At 65.3% G+C, this 14,659-nt stretch carries 12 protein-coding genes; 5 read left to right on the forward strand and 7 right to left on the reverse strand.

The window, feature by feature from the left end; genetic code table 11:
* Positions 1-14 precede the first annotated feature (14 nt).
* Positions 15-995, reverse strand: coding sequence for a hypothetical protein (locus V6M61_RS16065; protein WP_332777588.1), 981 nt, complete (start codon positions 993-995; stop codon positions 15-17).
* A gap of 105 nt (positions 996-1,100) precedes the next feature.
* Here V6M61_RS16065 and V6M61_RS16070 point away from each other — a divergent pair, with 105 nt between their 5' ends.
* Positions 1,101-2,123, forward strand: a complete 1,023-nt coding sequence (locus V6M61_RS16070; RefSeq protein WP_332777589.1) for a helix-turn-helix transcriptional regulator — start codon at positions 1,101-1,103, stop codon at positions 2,121-2,123.
* Here V6M61_RS16070 and V6M61_RS16075 read toward each other — a convergent pair.
* Positions 2,075-3,454 carry a D-amino acid dehydrogenase gene (locus V6M61_RS16075; RefSeq protein WP_332777697.1) on the reverse strand — a complete coding sequence of 460 codons (1,380 nt, stop codon included), beginning with the start codon at positions 3,452-3,454 and terminating at the stop codon, positions 2,075-2,077. The two genes, V6M61_RS16070 and V6M61_RS16075, sit on opposite strands and share 49 nt — an antisense overlap.
* A gap of 86 nt (positions 3,455-3,540) precedes the next feature.
* Here V6M61_RS16075 and V6M61_RS16080 point away from each other — a divergent pair, with 86 nt between their 5' ends.
* On the forward strand, positions 3,541-4,521 hold the full coding sequence (locus V6M61_RS16080; protein WP_332777590.1) for a LysR family transcriptional regulator ArgP: 981 nt from the start codon (positions 3,541-3,543) through the stop codon (positions 4,519-4,521).
* A 106-nt stretch (positions 4,522-4,627) separates the two neighbouring features.
* A complete protein-coding gene (locus tag V6M61_RS16085) occupies positions 4,628-8,680 on the forward strand; it encodes a PAS domain S-box protein (RefSeq protein ID WP_332777591.1) in 4,053 nt (1,350 codons plus the stop codon).
* Here V6M61_RS16085 and V6M61_RS16090 read toward each other — a convergent pair.
* Positions 8,650-9,246, reverse strand: coding sequence for a hypothetical protein (locus tag V6M61_RS16090; protein ID WP_332777592.1), 597 nt, complete (start codon positions 9,244-9,246; stop codon positions 8,650-8,652). The genes V6M61_RS16085 and V6M61_RS16090 overlap by 31 nt on opposite strands.
* Before the next feature lie 278 nt (positions 9,247-9,524).
* On the opposite strand from V6M61_RS16090, the gene V6M61_RS16095 reads away from it, so the two are divergent.
* The gene (locus V6M61_RS16095) at positions 9,525-10,175 is read left to right on the forward strand and encodes a TetR/AcrR family transcriptional regulator (RefSeq protein ID WP_332777593.1); all 651 of its coding nucleotides are present in this window, start codon (positions 9,525-9,527) and stop codon (positions 10,173-10,175) included.
* 73 nt (positions 10,176-10,248) lie between these two features.
* On the opposite strand, the gene V6M61_RS16100 is transcribed toward V6M61_RS16095, so the two are convergent.
* From V6M61_RS16100 to V6M61_RS16115, 4 genes are all read right to left on the reverse strand, one after another.
* Positions 10,249-10,671, reverse strand: coding sequence for a universal stress protein (locus V6M61_RS16100; RefSeq protein WP_332777594.1), 423 nt, complete (start codon positions 10,669-10,671; stop codon positions 10,249-10,251).
* A 115-nt stretch (positions 10,672-10,786) separates the two neighbouring features.
* Complete coding sequence (locus V6M61_RS16105) at positions 10,787-11,629, reverse strand: metallophosphoesterase (protein WP_332777595.1); 843 nt, start codon at positions 11,627-11,629, stop codon at positions 10,787-10,789.
* A gap of 83 nt (positions 11,630-11,712) precedes the next feature.
* Positions 11,713-12,714 carry a Bug family tripartite tricarboxylate transporter substrate binding protein gene (locus tag V6M61_RS16110; RefSeq protein WP_332777596.1) on the reverse strand — a complete coding sequence of 334 codons (1,002 nt, stop codon included), beginning with the start codon at positions 12,712-12,714 and terminating at the stop codon, positions 11,713-11,715.
* A 162-nt stretch (positions 12,715-12,876) separates the two neighbouring features.
* Positions 12,877-13,833, reverse strand: coding sequence for a LysR family transcriptional regulator (locus V6M61_RS16115; protein ID WP_332777597.1), 957 nt, complete (start codon positions 13,831-13,833; stop codon positions 12,877-12,879).
* A gap of 145 nt (positions 13,834-13,978) precedes the next feature.
* On the opposite strand from V6M61_RS16115, the gene V6M61_RS16120 reads away from it, so the two are divergent.
* A complete protein-coding gene (locus V6M61_RS16120) occupies positions 13,979-14,512 on the forward strand; it encodes a hypothetical protein (RefSeq protein WP_332777598.1) in 534 nt (177 codons plus the stop codon).
* Positions 14,513-14,659: the final 147 nt, after the last annotated feature.

The raw sequence follows: 14,659 nt of genomic DNA on the forward strand, positions 1-14,659 counted from the left end.
CCAGTCCTTCCATATCAGGCTTCCACGCGCGAGTAGTCCATGATCCAGTTGGTTTCCCAAGTCCGGCCCTCGTCGCTTGAATGCGCCTGCTGCCAGCGCGGCTCCGGGGTGTCCAGGTAGGACCAGGTGTAGCGCAGGCGCACTGGCTGGCCCGCTAGTGTGTCGGCGCCTTCGAGCACGCCGCGGCCATCGCTAAAACCGCCCACCACCGGCGGCTGCAGCCAGCCGTCCTGTGCCGACACCCAGTAAGCGCTCCAGCGCTGCGCAGCCGGATCGAACAGGTGGATGGACAGGCCCAGCGGCAGGCCATCGGCATCGCACAGCTCGTCGTAGTTGGCCAGGCCGCCCAGCAGTGGCTCGCAGATCTGCAAGCCCTCGAAAACCTCCCAGTCGTTTCCGTTTTGCGGTGATTTGAGCAGTCGGCGATTGCGCACCTTCCAGCGGCCGAAGAAGAAGTCGAAGTCATGGCTGGCCGTGGGCAGCGGTTCATGTGCAGGTGGCGCTGCGTCCGTGCGCGTGAAGGACATGACCCAGTTGGTCTCCCAGCTCTTGCCGCCATCGGCCGAGTAGGCCTGCTCCCAGCGCGGCGCGCCTGCGCGCGTGCCCGACCAGGTGTAGCGCACCCGCACCGGCCGGCCTTCGTGCTCGTCCACGCCTTCAAAATAACCGGTGCCGTTGATGAATCCCCCTTTGACCGGCGGTTGCAGCAGGCCGTCGCGCGGGTTGACCCAGTAGATCTGCCACTGCTGGGCCTGCAGGTCGAAAAAGCGCAGCGACATGCCGACCGGCCCTGCCTGGGTGCGCAGTTCGTCGGTGTTGCCCATGCCGCCGAGCAAGGGCATGCAGTACTGCGTGGCCTCAAAGCTTTCCCACTCGGTGCAGCCGTGCAGGCGCTGGCGCAGGCGCCGGTTGTGCACCCGCCAGTGGCCATGTAAAAAATCAAAATCATGCAGCCCTTCGGTGGGGTCGATCACGGGTTGGACGGCAGCGTTCATGGCATCACCTCTTTTTGGATTGGCGGCCGGACATCGGCCGCATGAATGCAATGTAAAAGTCAATTAGGGCGATAACAGCCCTGATTAAGTTTTAGACTTGCGCGCATGTACTCACCGACCACACGCGTGCTGACGGTGCTGGAGCTGCTGCAAACCCATGGCCGCCTGAGCGGCGCCGAGCTGGCGCAGCGGCTGGCGGTCGATGGCCGCACGCTGCGCCGCTACATCGCCAAACTCGAGGATCTGGGCATTCCGGTGGTGGCCGAGCGAGGCCGCTATGGCTGCTACAGCCTGATCGCCGGTTTCAAGCTGCCGCCCATGATGTTCACCGACGATGAAGCGCTGGCCCTGTCCATCGGCCTGGTGGCGGCGCGCGGCCTGGGCCTGGCCGAGGCCGCGCCTGCGGTGCAAAGTGCGCAGGCCAAGCTGGAGCGCGTGATGCCCGGCAAACTGAAGCACCGCATCCGGGCGCTGGGCGAGACCGTGAGGCTGGACCTGGGCCGCCCGGTGTCACCCGGTGACAACTCCGCGCTGCTGGCGCTGAGCGCGGCCGCCCATGGCTGGCAGCGCGTGCACCTGAATTACCGCTCCGCGCAGGGCGAGGACAGCCAGCGCGATTTCGACCCCTATGGCCTGGCCTGGCGGGACGGGCGCTGGTATGTGGTGGGCATGTGCCACTTGCGCCACGACCTGCGCTCTTTCCGGCTGGACCGCGTGCTGCAGGTGCAGCCCGTGAATGCGGTGTTCAAGCCGCCGGCGGACTTTGATGCGGTCCGGCATCTGGCGCTGGGCATCGTCACCATGCCGCGCGCCATCAGCATCCAGGTGCTGCTGCGCACCAGCCTTGAAACCGCGCAGTGCGAACTGTCCAAGAGTATTGGCCTGTTCCAGCCCTGCGCTGACGGTGTGTTGCTGCACAGCCAGACCGACAATCTGCGCTGGTTTGCGCGGCAGCTGGCCAGTCTGTCGTTTGACTTCGAGATCCGCCAGCCGCCGGAACTGCACGAGGCGGTGCGGGCCTGCGCCGAGCAGCTGCTGGAGCGGCTCAAGGCCGGCAGCCCGCCGGCAGCAGCCGATTTTCAGGCCGTCCGGGCCGTCAGCCCGGTCGTGGGGCGCTCAAAGCCGTAAAAGCCAAAGGCCATCTCGGGCTGCACGCCGCTGATCAGCTCGGCCAGCGCCTTGCCCGAGCCCGCGCCATGGGTCCAGCCCAGGGTGCCGTGGCCGGCATTGACCCACAGATTGCGCAGCGGGGTCCTGCCGATGTAGGGGATGTTGGTCGGGGTGGCAGGGCGCAGGCCGGTCCAGAAGTGTGGCTGGCCGCCTTCTTCCTCGGTGCGGGTGTCGCACACGCCGGGCAGCACTTCCTCGATGCGCCGGGCCAGCATGTGGCAGCGCGCCCGGGCCAGCGGCGTGTCCAGGGAATGGTCGTAGCCGCCCAGCTCAATCGTGCCGGCCACGCGCAGGTGGTCGCCCAGGCGGCTCATGGCGCACTTGACCTCGTCGTCGATGGTGCTCACAAAGGGGGCCCGTTCGGGCTGTTTGAGCTTGAAGGTGGCGCTGTAGCCCTTGCCCGGGTAGATCGGCAGGTCCACACCCACGGTGCGCAGCAGCGGGGCGCTGTACGAGCCGCAGGCCACGACCACCGCATCGGCCTTGAGTCGCAGATCGTTTTGCAGGTCGTTCTGGCCTGTAGCCCTCGTATTGCGTGCGCGGACAGCTATCGATTCGATAGCGTTTCCGGCCTTGTCGAGCCGGGCAATATCGTAGCCGTACAAAAAGCGGGCGCCGCGCTCGGCACAGCGCTGTGCCAGGGCCTGGGTGAACAGGCGCGCGTCGCCGCTTTCGTCGCTGGCGGTGTAGGTGCCGCCGACGATGCGGTGCGCAAACGACTTGAAGGCCGGCTCAATCCGCAGCAGCTCGTCGCGGCTGACCACCTTGCGCGACACGCCGTACTTTTGCATCAGGAGGGCGGCGTCGCCGGCCATGTCGAAGGACTTCTGGTCGGTGTAGTAGTGCGCAATGCCGCGCTCCAGCCGCTGGTACTCGATGCCGGTGGCGCGCACCACGTCCTTGAGCGCGGCATGGCTGTAGGCGCCCAGCGCCACGATCTGCTGCACATTGCGCTCAAACGCGGCGTCGTTGCACTGGCTCAGAAACTGCAGGCCCCAGCGCCATTGCCGCCAGTCCAGCTGGGGGCGAAACAGCAGCGGCGCCTGCTTGTCGAACATCCACTTGAGGGCCTTGAGCGGGGCCTCGCGGTTGGCCCAGGGCTCGCAGTAGCTCACCGAAATTTGCGCGGCATTGGCAAAACTGGTTTCCCGCGCGGCCTCGGGCTGGCGGTCGACCACGGTGACTTCATGACCGCGCTCGAGCAAATGCCAGGCGGTGCTCACGCCAATAATGCCCGCACCCAAAACAACGACTTTCATGCCAGCAGCCTCCTTAAGCGCAGTGTGCAGGATGTTGCTTTCAATTAAAAGAAAAATTAAACTATCAGTGAAAACATCAGCACAGCTAATACAAAACCACCCCGGGAGACCGCACCATGAGTACCTTTGATCCCGACGCCCTGGAGTGCCTGGCCGCAATTGTGGAAGAGGGCGGCTTCGAGCGCGCCGCCCAGCGCCTGTCGATCACCCAATCGGCGGTGTCGCAGCGCCTGCGGGCGCTGGAGGCGCAGGTCGGCACCGTGCTGATTGTGCGCAGCCGCCCGCTAAAAGCCACGTCGGCCGGCCAGCTGCTGCTCAAGCACACCAAAATGCTGCGCCTGCTGCGCGCCGACCTCGAGCGTGATCTCAAGGAGCTGGCCCCGAGCTCGCTCGGCGGTGCGCGCGAAGAGGAGCGCATCTCGATTGCCATCAACGCCGACAGCATTGCCACCTGGGCTCTGCCCGCGCTCAACGAACTGGCGCGGCAGGGGCTGCCGATGGAAATCATCGCCGACGACCAGGACTTCACCCACGAGTGGCTGCGCGAAGGACAGGTGCTGGGCTGCGTCACCACGCTCAAGCAGGCCTTGCGCGGCTGCAAGGTGGCACCGCTGGGCGCCATGGAGTACATCGCCGTGGCCTCGCCCGGGCTGGTCCAGAGCCGGCTGTGCGCGGCGGGCGACCCGGGCGGCGGCAAGCAAGCGGCAGCTGACGTGCTCACGGCACACAATTTCCGCGAGGTGCCTTTCATTGCCTTCAACCGCAAGGACGACATGCAAAGCGAGTTTGTCGGCAAGGCCTTCGGACTCAAGCGCGTCACGCTCAACCAGCTGTTCGTGCCCTCGTCGGAAGGCCAGGTGCGCGCGGTGCTGGCAGGCTGGGGCGTCAGTGTGGTGCCGCGGCTGCTGGCCCAGCCGCTGATCGAACAGGGTCTGCTGGTCAACATCGTGCCGGCCTGCACGCTGCCGATCGAGCTGTACTGGCACTGCTGGAACCTGGAGTCCGAGGTGCTGGACGCGCTGACCGCGGCGCTCAAGCAGCAGGCGGCCATGTCGCTGGTATGCAGCAGCAGGAAGCCGGCGCCGGTCCTGGCCTGACCCCATCTACAAACCCCGGACCTTTCGCACACTGGGGCAAGGCGTCTGCCGGGCTCCCAAGTGCGGCATGATGCTGCTTTCACGGTGAAGGGCGCAAGGTAATCAAATGTTGAGGTGGCTGGGTCTGCGGTCCCGTCTGGTGCTGCTGGTGCTGATTGCACTGGTGCCTGTGTTCGGCCTGCTCGCCTACTCGTCCGCCCAGAACCGCAAGGCAGCCATCATGCTGGCCGAATCGAACCTGCAGTCTGAAGTCTTGCTGGCGGCCGTGCACCAGCAGCGGCTGGTTGAAATGGTGAGCCATCAGCTTGACGGCATTGCCAGCGACATCAAGAACCTCAACCCCGGCCTGTGCGGGCTGTACCTGAGAAACCTGCACGCCCAGCGCCCGCAGTTCAGCAACCTCGGGGTGGCCGGGCTGGACGGCAAGCTGATCTGCAACGCGCGACAGGTCAGCGGCGATGTTGACGCCGGTGACTGGACCTTTTTCAAGCAGCTAATGGCTGGCCAGCGCTTTGCCGTCGGGCAGTATGGCGGCGAGAGCAGCAGCCAGCAGGCCGGTATCGGTTTTGCCGTGCCGGTGCATGGCAATGAAGGCGCGATCAACGCGGTGGCCTTCGCGGCACTGGGCCTGCCGGCTCTGGACAGCGCCCTGACCAGCGTGTCGGTGCTGCCCGGTGCCAGGCTGGCGGTGCTGGATCGCAACGGCGTCGTGCTGGCCGCGCAGCCCGCCCAGCCGGCGCTGCTCGGCAGCCGGCACCCGGACCTGGTTGTGCAAAAAGCCCTGCAGGGACGGCAGGAGGGCCTGCGGCATGCGCCGGATACGGAGGGCCTGCAGCAGATCTATGCTTTTGCACCGGTGCCTGGCGGTGACGGCGGGGGGCTGTTTGTCGCCATCAGCATGCCGTACGAGCGGATCGCGGCGCAGTCCCGGGACGTACTGGGGTTTGAGCTGCTGGTGCTGCTGGCCGTGACCCTGCTCGGGATTACCGGCGCCTGGTGGATGGGCGACCGCCTGATCGTCAATCCCGCCCAGGCCATCCTCAAGGGAGCCAACGAGGTGGCCAACGGCAACCTGGCGGCGCGGGTCGACGTGGGCCGCCGCTACCAGGGCGAGCTCAGCCAGATTGGGCGCAGCTTTAACCGCATGGCCAGCGCACTGCAGGCGCGCAGGAACGAGCTGGACGCCGCGTTGCGCCATGTCGGCAAGGAGCGCTCCTTGCTGGACCTGATGCTCAACAGCATGAGCGAGGGCGTGATTGCGGCGGACACCGGGGGCCATTTCCTGCTGTTCAATGCGGCAGCCCACCGCCTCTTTCCCTTGCCGATGCCCGGTGCCTCGCTGGACAGCTGGTACCAGAACCATGAAGCGCTGATGCTGGATGGCAAAACCGTCATTGGGCGGCAAGACCGGCCGCTGAGCCAGGCCATCCGCGGCGTCAGCCTCGACAACTGGGACTTGCTGATCCGCGCTCCCGGCATCAATGACCGGGTGCTGCGCATGAACACCCGGCCCCTGCGCGACGCGGGCAAGCAACTGATCGGTGGCGTGGCGGTGTTTATCGACATCACGGAGCGCAAGGCTGCGGAGGCCTTTGCCCGCGCGCAGGAGCAGGTGCTGGCGCTGATAGCGGAAGGCGCACCGCTGCTGCAGTCGCTGGAGGCGATTGTGCGGCTCATCGAAAACCGCGCGCCCGGCAGCCTGTGCGCCATCATGCTGGTGGAGGGGGCGCAGTTGCGCCATGGCGTTGCGCCCAGCCTGCCCGAGAGCTGCAACCAGCAGATGGACGGACTGCGGATCGGCGATGGTGTGGGCGCCAGCGGAACCGCCGCCTACCTGAAACAGCCGGTCGTGGTCGATAACGTGGGCAGCGACCCCTTGATGCAGGACTTCAAGGAGCTGCTGCTGTCGCATGGCCTGCAGGCCTGCTGGGCCATCCCGGTGCTGTCGGGCGAGGGCGAGGTATTGGCCATCTTTGCCATCTACCACCGCACGCCTTGCAAGCCACAAGCCAAAGACCTGGAGATGATGGACAGCGCAACCCGTCTGGCCCGCATCGCACTGGAGCGTGCCCGTGCCGAGGCGGCCCTGACCAGCAGCGAAGCGCGCTTTCGCGAACTGGCGGAGAACATTCAAGACGTGTTTTACAACCGGGACGCGCGCAGCGACCACATGCTCTACGTCAGTCCCGGCTACGAGAAGATCTGGGGGCGCAGCTGCGAGAGTCTGTACGCCAACCCCAAGTCCTACCTCGATGCCATTTTCCCCGAGGACCTGCCTGTGCGGCTGCAGGCCAATGAGCGCAACCACGCCGGGGAGAGCTCCGATGTGGAGTACCGCATCCGCTTGTCCGATGGGCAGACACGCTGGATACGCGACCACTCCTACCCGGTGTTCAAAGCCACCGGTGAGCTGGAGCGCGTGGTGGGCACGGCCCGCGACATCACCGATCGCAAGCTGGCCGATCTGGAGCTGGCGCGCACCAACCGCGCGCTGCAGATGCTCAGCCGCTCCAGCGTCGTCATCAACCGGCGCGACGACGAAATGGACCTGCTGGCCGATGTCTGCCGCGTGGCCGTGGAGGTGGGCAATTACCGCATGGCCTGGGTGGGTTATGCCCAGGACGATGAGCAGCGCAGCATCAAGCCCATGGCCCACGCCGGCGAAGAGGCGGGCTACCTGTCCATGATCAAGCTCAGCTGGCTGGACAGCCATGGCGCCGGCCAGGGCCCGGCCGGTCAGACCATACGCCGTGGCCAGCCCTATCAGAGCAGCGACATCACCGACGCCACCCACCATTTCTACTGGCGCGAAGCGGCCTTGCAGCGCGGCTACCGCAGCGCCATCTGCCTGCCCCTGCGCAACGAGCAGCGCACTTTCGGCGTGTTGTGCCTGTACGCCAGCGAGGCTCAGCGTTTCAGCGATGACGAGATCCGGCTGCTGCAGGAGCTGGCCGACAACCTGGCATTTGGCATTGGCAGCATCCGCTCCCAGCTCGAACGCCGCCGGGTGGAGGAGGCTGCCCGCAAGGCTGACGCCAAGGTGCGCGAGCAGGCATCGCTGCTCGACAAGGCCCATGAGGCGATTCTGGTGTGCGATCTGGAGCACCGCGTGCAGTTCTGGAACCAGGGCGCCGAGCGGCTCTATGGCTGGTCGGCGGCCGAGATGCTGGGCCAGTCCGTCTGGGTGCGCCTCAGCCATGAGGCGCCGGGTTTTTACCGGGCGATGGCGCTGTTGCTGGAGCGCGGCGAATGGGTGGGCGAACTCAGCCAGCGGGCCAAGAATGGGAGCCTGCTGAGCGTGGAGGGGCACTGGACCCTGGTGCGCGATGAGCAGGGGCAGCCGTCGGCGGTGCTGGCCATCAACACCGACATCCGCGAGCGCAAGCGCGCGCAGCAGGAGATCATGCGGCTCAACGCCAGCCTGGAGGAGCGCGTCAAGCAGCGTACGGCCCAGCTGGAATTTGCCAACAAGGAGCTCGAAGCCTTCTCCTACTCGGTCTCGCACGACTTGCGCACGCCGCTCAGCGCGATCGACGGCTTCAGCGACCTGCTGGAAAAAGCCCTGGCGGCGCCGGCCAATCCCAAGACCAGCGAACGCAGCCAGCACTTCATCAGGCGCATCCGCGTCGGCGTGGCCCACATGGGCGAGCTGATTGATGCCCTGCTGTCGCTGTCACAGCTCTCGCGCACCCGCCTGCGCTGGGAGCCGGTCAACCTCAGTGCGCTGGTCCTGGCGGTGTTTGACGGCTACCAAGAGCGTCACCCCGAGCGCGCGGCGCGGCTGGACCTCGAGCCCGGCCTGATGGCGCACGGTGATCCACGCTTGCTCAAACAGGTGTTTGACAACCTGTTGGGCAATGCCTGGAAGTTCAGCGCCGGCCAGCCACAAACGCAGATTGCCTTTGGCTGCGAGACCGGCGACGACGGGGAGAAGGTCTACTTCGTCAGGGATAACGGTGCGGGCTTTGACATGGCCTACGCTAAAAAACTGTTCGGAGCTTTCCAGCGGCTGCACTCCCCCTCGGAATTTGCCGGCACCGGTATTGGCCTGGCCACCGTGCACCGGATTGTGGAGCGCCATGGCGGCCACATCTGGGCCCAGTCTGCACCCCAGCAGGGGGCCACGTTTTACTTCACGCTGGGCACGGTCAAGCCCTGACCGCCAGCGACCCGCAGGTTTTCTGCGAGCAGGGTCTCGCGCAGGGCCTGTGCCTTATCGGCGTCAAACTGCCCCTCGGCCCGTGCCAGCACCTCGCCCTCGCGGTTGATGACCACGGCGTAGACCTGGTCCGTGCTGCCCAGCCCGGCCGAGCGGATGAAGCCGGTTTTGTCGGCAAACACGGGGACCAGTTTGGCGCGCTCGGCCGCCTCCGGGTAGTGCCTGAGCAGCTTGCTCACGACGGCGCTGCGGGCCGCGGCGTTGCCCGGCTCGCCCAGCACCGGCATGCGCAGCCAGGCAATCGACGGGTCGTTCTTGAGGTTCAGGCCCTGGATCCAGCTGTCAATGTGGCCGCGCTTGTCTTTCTGAAAGGTAATCAGGACCAGGGTGCGGTCTGCGTGCAGGCCGGCTGGCACGGCCACCAGTCGCTGGTGGTCCAGCGTTTGCGCCATGAAGGCCGGCAAACGACCCATGACACGGCGCTCATTGGGCGCGGCAAAAGCCAGCACAAAGGCCAGCCCTGCAGCGGCCAGCCAGGCGAAAAAGTAGCTTCCGGTGCTTTTCACAATGCTCTCCAGTGGATGAAGTGCGGCTCAAAAAGTCTTCTGTGCAAGATACAGCCAGGCCCGGCACGATGCAAACCAGCAATTGGAACAAACTGTTTATTTCTGTTTGTTTTGCAAAGTAATTTTGCAGGCCATGGGCTCAAGCCGGGTTCACATTTGTGGTGACATTTGTTGTGACTTAAACCCGGCACCGCAGGCCGCGTACTAGGGCCTGTTAATGCTGTTTTCACCCCGTTCGCATTTGTAAAAATAGCGTTAACAGGCCCTAAACTAAGCGCATGACGATCAGCCCCGGCACGCCCCAGCGCACTTTCCCCCAAGTCAGCCCGGCCAAGGCGTCTTTCAAGGCGCACATGCGGCAGGTCCGCGAAGATGCCATCGTTGAGGCGGCCAACCGCCTGCTGGCCGAAAAAGGCTTTGACCTGATGACCGTGGATGAAGTGGCCGCCGAGGTCGGCATTGCCAAGGCCAGTCTTTACAAACACTTTACGAGCAAGGAAGACCTGGCCGCCGCGGCCATGCTGCGCCTGCTGACGCGCGCGCAGGCCCTGCTGGCCAGCCTGCCGGCAAACGCCCGGCCGCTGGAGCAGCTCAAGGCCGTGCTGCGCTGGATGCTGCAGCTGCAGCTGGCCGGCGACATGCCCGCGCTGCCCAGCCAGAACTCCAGCCTGCGGCTTGCCCTGATGGCGCACCCGGTTTTTCCGGACCAGCTGAGGCAGCTCGGCGCGCAGATCGGCGGCTGGATAGCGGCGGCCCAGCAAGACGGCAGCCTCAACCCACGGCTCCCCGCCGACGTGGTGCTTTACATCTTGTACGCGCGCGCCTGCGACCCGGTGCTGGCATTTTTGAAAGCCGGTGGCCGGTACGGCGACGAGGTGCTGGCTGAGCTCGTGCTGGCCGCCTGTTTTGAGGGTCTGAACGCCCGCTAGCCCTTGTTGTTTGCGTGCAGGTGGCTATGAAAAACATAGCAACTTCCGAGGCGCTGTCCCGGTGCACCAGTCTTTAGCGAACCAGAAGCACCGGTATGTCGCTTTGCGCCAGGACCTGCGTGGCGACCGAGCCCATCACCAGATTGCCCAGCGCGCTGTGGCCGTGCGAACCCATGACGATCAGGTCAAACTTGCCAGCGTTGGCAAACTTGCTGATGGTCTCGCCGGCCGGGCCCACTTTCCAGCTGCTCTTGGCGTCAATGCCATGGCGCAACATGAATTTGCAGACGGGGGCGAGGATTTTTTCCGTCTCGTCGGCGTAGTAGCTGTTCACAATGTCGCGGCTCACGGCAGACCGGGCCAGCGGCGGCAAAGGGGGCTGTGCGGTGAACGCCGTGTAGCGGTGGCTGGTGCCAAACAGGTCGTCATGCGTGCTCAGGTAAGCCAGCATTTTCTTGGTGTATTTGCTGCCATCCACGGCCAGAAGAATTTTCATGCGCAACTCCTCAAACAAGACACCACTTTAGCCCCAACACGGCTCAGTGATTCACCCTGACTCGCCATCCATGGATCCCGGATCAAGTCCGGCGATGACAAGCCAGGGGCAAGGGTCAGGGCCCTGTTTCGATCAGCAGATGAGGCCTGAAAGCGGCCTGCTCGCCTTTGCGCGCATAGCCCAGCGGGTTGGCCACCACGCGGCAGCCGTGCACCACATAATCGCTCGGGCAGTGCAGGTGGCCGTGCAGCCAGACATCGGCCAGCGGCAGCAAGTCATCGAGCGCATTGCAAAACCCGGCGGTGCCCGGCGTCAGGCCGTAGCGCGGGTCGGCGCTGCGCAGGCTGGGCGCGAAGTGCGTCACCACCACCGTGGGGCCGTCAAAAGGCAGGGCCAGCGCCTGCCGCAGCCAGGCCTGGCAGAGCAGCGCCTGCTCGCGCACCTGCCCGGCCAGCATGAGGCTGCCGCCGCGCAGGGTGGCGGCTATGTTCAGGTAGAAATTCGCCGCGCGAAAGGCTTTCTCGCGTGCCTTGAGCTGCGCGGCCAGGGTGAGCGTGCCGGCTTGCGCCGCTTCGGCCGTCAGCGCATCAAAGTCGGCCCACAGCGTGGTGCCGACAAAGCGCACCCCCTGCAGCAGCACGGTCTCGCGCTCCAGCCAGACCATGCCCAGCCGCTCGCAGGTTTCGCGCAGGCGTGCATGCGTCGCGTCGAAGTCCAGCCCGTCGTACTCATGGTTGCCGGGCAGAAACAGCACGGGCACCGGCCAGCCCGCGCCACCCTGAGACACCGGCAGCGGCGAAAAGCGCGCCAGGCCGAAGTCCGCATCCTGGAGCCGGGAGCCCTTTTGGTAAGAGCCAATGTCCCCGGCCAACACCAGCACATCGGCCCCCGGTGCCGGCTGCACGCTGAAGTGCGGGTTGGACTCAAGGTGCAGGTCGGACAGGAGCTGGATGTTCACCGGGTGATTGTGCAGGAAGCTTGGCCGGTGGCTTCCCGCTGCTACCCCAGCGATGGTGTGGGGTGCACAGTCCCTGCCAGGCTCTAAAGCCTGACGCCCGCGCCTTTCACGGCCGGGGCCAGTACGGACACCTGCTCCTTGACGAAGCCCGTGAACGCCGCAGTGCTGACGGGGCTGGTGGAAATCCCCAGGTCCAGCATTTTCTTTTTGATGTCGCTGCTCGCCAGGATCTCGTTGCACGCGGTGTTGAGCCGGAGCGCGACATCGGCGGGCAGGTGCGCCGGCCCGCTCAGGCCGAAAAAGTTGTCCAGCACCAGCTTGCGGTAACCAAACTCGACCACACTGGGCACATCGGGCACCAGGGGCGAGCGGTTGGCCGAGGTCACGGCCAGCGGCACCAGCTGGCCGCTCTTGAAATAGGGCACAAAGGCGGTCAGTACATCAATGCCGACCGGAATCACGCCGGAGATCAGGTCAGTCGTCATGGGCGCCCCGCCCCGGTAGGGAATATGCACCAGGTTCACGCCCATGGCTTTCTTCATCAGCTCACCGTAAATGTGGCCAATCGAGGCCGGGCCACCGGAGCCAAAGTCGAGACGGCCCGCCTTGCGCGCCTGCGCCTCCAAGTCGGTGATGGTCTTGATGGGGGCGGCCGGGTTGGCCATCACCACGCAAGGGGCGTTGCCGATCAGCGCAATGTGCGTAAAGCCTTCTACCGGGTCATAGGGCTGTTTCTCCAGCGCAAAGGGCCCGATCGATATGGGCGTGGAATTGCTCAGCATCAGTGTGTAGCCATCGGCGGGGGCCTGCGTGACCACCAGCCCGCCCACGCTGCCACCGGCGCCGGGCCGGTTGTCCACCACGACCGTCTGGCCGAGTTTTTTGCCCAGCTGCTCGGCCATGACCCGGGCCACGATGTCGCTGGCGCCGCCCGCCGGAAAGGTCACCACGATCTTGATGGGTTTGTCGGGCCAGGCGGCCCGCGCGGGCAAGGCAACGGTTGCCGCGCCGGCGGCCAGCACTTTAAGTGCAGTGCGGCGCGGCAGGCGGGCCGTCGACAGTGTCGGGAACGTGAGGTGAGGCATGGCGGGCTCCTGCATACGGTTGGTGTGCAAAGCCGTACGCAAAAAACATGCCCTGACCGCTGAACGTCACGCGGTTGAATGCCGGATGGCTGACTCTGGGTGCTTCTTTTGCTATAAATAATATAGCTGACTATGCGCGGTTTAATTGGGGTGCAGTACTAATCAGCCCGAGAATGCCTTGTCGGCCGCGCGCACGACCGCCTGGCGCAGCCACATATGCGCGCTGCGCTGCTGCGAACGGCGGTGCCACACCGCATCCACATGCACCATCGACACCTCAAACGGCAGGGGCCGCAGCACCAGTTGCTCGGCGATGCCGGTCACCCGCACAAAATGGCGAGGCAGCACCGTGAGCAGGTTGGAGTTGGCCACCACCCGGCCGGCCGTGAAAAACTGGTTGACCGTCAGCACCACATGACGCTCGCGCCCCAGCGATGCCAGTGACTCGTCAATGAATCCATAGGGCCGGCCCGAGAAGCTCACCAGCATGTGGCGCGCGGCGCAAAAGCGGTTGAGTGTGAAGGGGCCGGTGGCCAGCGGGTGGTCTTTGCGCATGACGCACACGTACTCGCCGTCATACAGCCGCTGGTGCAGGAACGACATGGGTTCGCCGCTTTGAGCTCTGGCCGTCAGGTCGGCCAGCACCGAGGGGAAGTACCCGACCGCCAGGTCGCAGGCCTCCTCGTCCAGCAGCCGCCGCGGGTCGCGTGTGGTCAGCGGCACCACGCGCATCGAGATGCCCGGCGCCTCGCGCTCCAGAATGTCAATCAGCCCCGGCATCAGCTCGGCCGCCGTCGCGTCGGCCATGGCCAGCACAAAGGTGGTGTTGGCCTCGGCCGGTACAAACACATTGGGGATCAGCGACTCCTGCAGCTGGCGCAAGGCCTCGCGCACAGCGGGCCAGATGGCCAGTGCGCGCGGCGTGGGCGCCATGCCCTGGCCGCTGCGCCGCACCAGCTCGTCGCCCAGTGTTTCGCGCAGGCGGCGCAAGGCGTTGCTCACGGCCGGCTGGGTCAGCGACAGGTTGCGCGCCGCCCGCGTCAGGCTGCGTTCGGCCATGACCTCGTCAAACACCCGCAGCAGATTGAGGTCCAGGGTCCGGAAATTGGGCAGATTCATGACATGGGATGGCTTTAAACCCTTAATTATCACTATTGTGAATGACTTACATCATAAAGATAAAGTTGAACGGCATTAGTGATTACCCTAATATTTCCTTACCCGCCGGCAATTGAGCCGGCGGGAAGACACAAAGGGAACCATCATGAGCAGCTTCATCAACATTGAACATTCCACACAGCACCCCGGCGTTGCACGTGTTGAGTCGGCGATCGATGCCGCACAGCAGCTGCGTCGTGGTTTCAGCGGAACGCGCGGCCTGGCCGCCCTGTTATTGGCCGCCATGGTTGCCGCCTTGATGGTGGTTGCCTACCAGGTGATGGACAGCGTGGCCGAGGGCCATCTGCTGGTGATCTGGGTCGCCCTGTGGGCCGTGGCCTTTGCCACCCTGGGCCTGTTTGCCGGCACTGCCCGCAAGCTGGCCGCCAGCCTGAAGGCGGGTCTGGACAGCTGGTCACGCAGCCTGGCCGAAGCCCGCGCCGACGTGCGCACCTGGGAAGCCGCCAAAGCCGACCCGCGCCTGATGGCCGAACTGCAAGCGGCCAAGCTGCGTGCCGAAGCCGCGCAGCCTGATACCGTCGCAACGGCAACGGCCGCCGCACCTGCGCCTGGCCCGGCAGAGCGCACCGTCAAGCTTGGCAGCTCCCTATTGCGCGCCTACCAGCGCAATTACATCTAGCCTCCACGCTAAGGCTCGAAGCCTTTGGTGGGCGGGCGGCGCCAGTCAAGCCGACCACCATGAAAAAAGCCACCCGTGAGGTGGCTTTTTTGCGCCTGTACGAAAGAGCCGCTGCATCTCGCAGCGGTGCGTCCAGCGCAGTACGCG

The organism is Polaromonas sp. (genome assembly GCF_036676035.1).
Taxonomy (GTDB): Bacteria; Pseudomonadota; Gammaproteobacteria; order Burkholderiales; family Burkholderiaceae_C; genus Polaromonas.

Bases quoted from the DNA above. Each gene is read 5' to 3' on its own strand.
- V6M61_RS16065 (WP_332777588.1), bottom strand. From the start codon at position 995: ATGAACGCTGCCGTCCAACCCGTGATCGACCCCACCGAAGGGCTGCAT.
- V6M61_RS16070 (WP_332777589.1), top strand. From the start codon at position 1,101: ATGTACTCACCGACCACACGCGTGCTGACGGTGCTGGAGCTGCTGCAA.
- V6M61_RS16080 (WP_332777590.1), top strand. From the start codon at position 3,541: ATGAGTACCTTTGATCCCGACGCCCTGGAGTGCCTGGCCGCAATTGTG.
- V6M61_RS16085 (WP_332777591.1), top strand. From the start codon at position 4,628: ATGTTGAGGTGGCTGGGTCTGCGGTCCCGTCTGGTGCTGCTGGTGCTG.
- V6M61_RS16095 (WP_332777593.1), top strand. From the start codon at position 9,525: ATGACGATCAGCCCCGGCACGCCCCAGCGCACTTTCCCCCAAGTCAGC.
- V6M61_RS16100 (WP_332777594.1), bottom strand. From the start codon at position 10,671: ATGAAAATTCTTCTGGCCGTGGATGGCAGCAAATACACCAAGAAAATG.
- V6M61_RS16110 (WP_332777596.1), bottom strand. From the start codon at position 12,714: ATGCCTCACCTCACGTTCCCGACACTGTCGACGGCCCGCCTGCCGCGC.
- V6M61_RS16115 (WP_332777597.1), bottom strand. From the start codon at position 13,833: ATGAATCTGCCCAATTTCCGGACCCTGGACCTCAATCTGCTGCGGGTG.
- V6M61_RS16120 (WP_332777598.1), top strand. From the start codon at position 13,979: ATGAGCAGCTTCATCAACATTGAACATTCCACACAGCACCCCGGCGTT.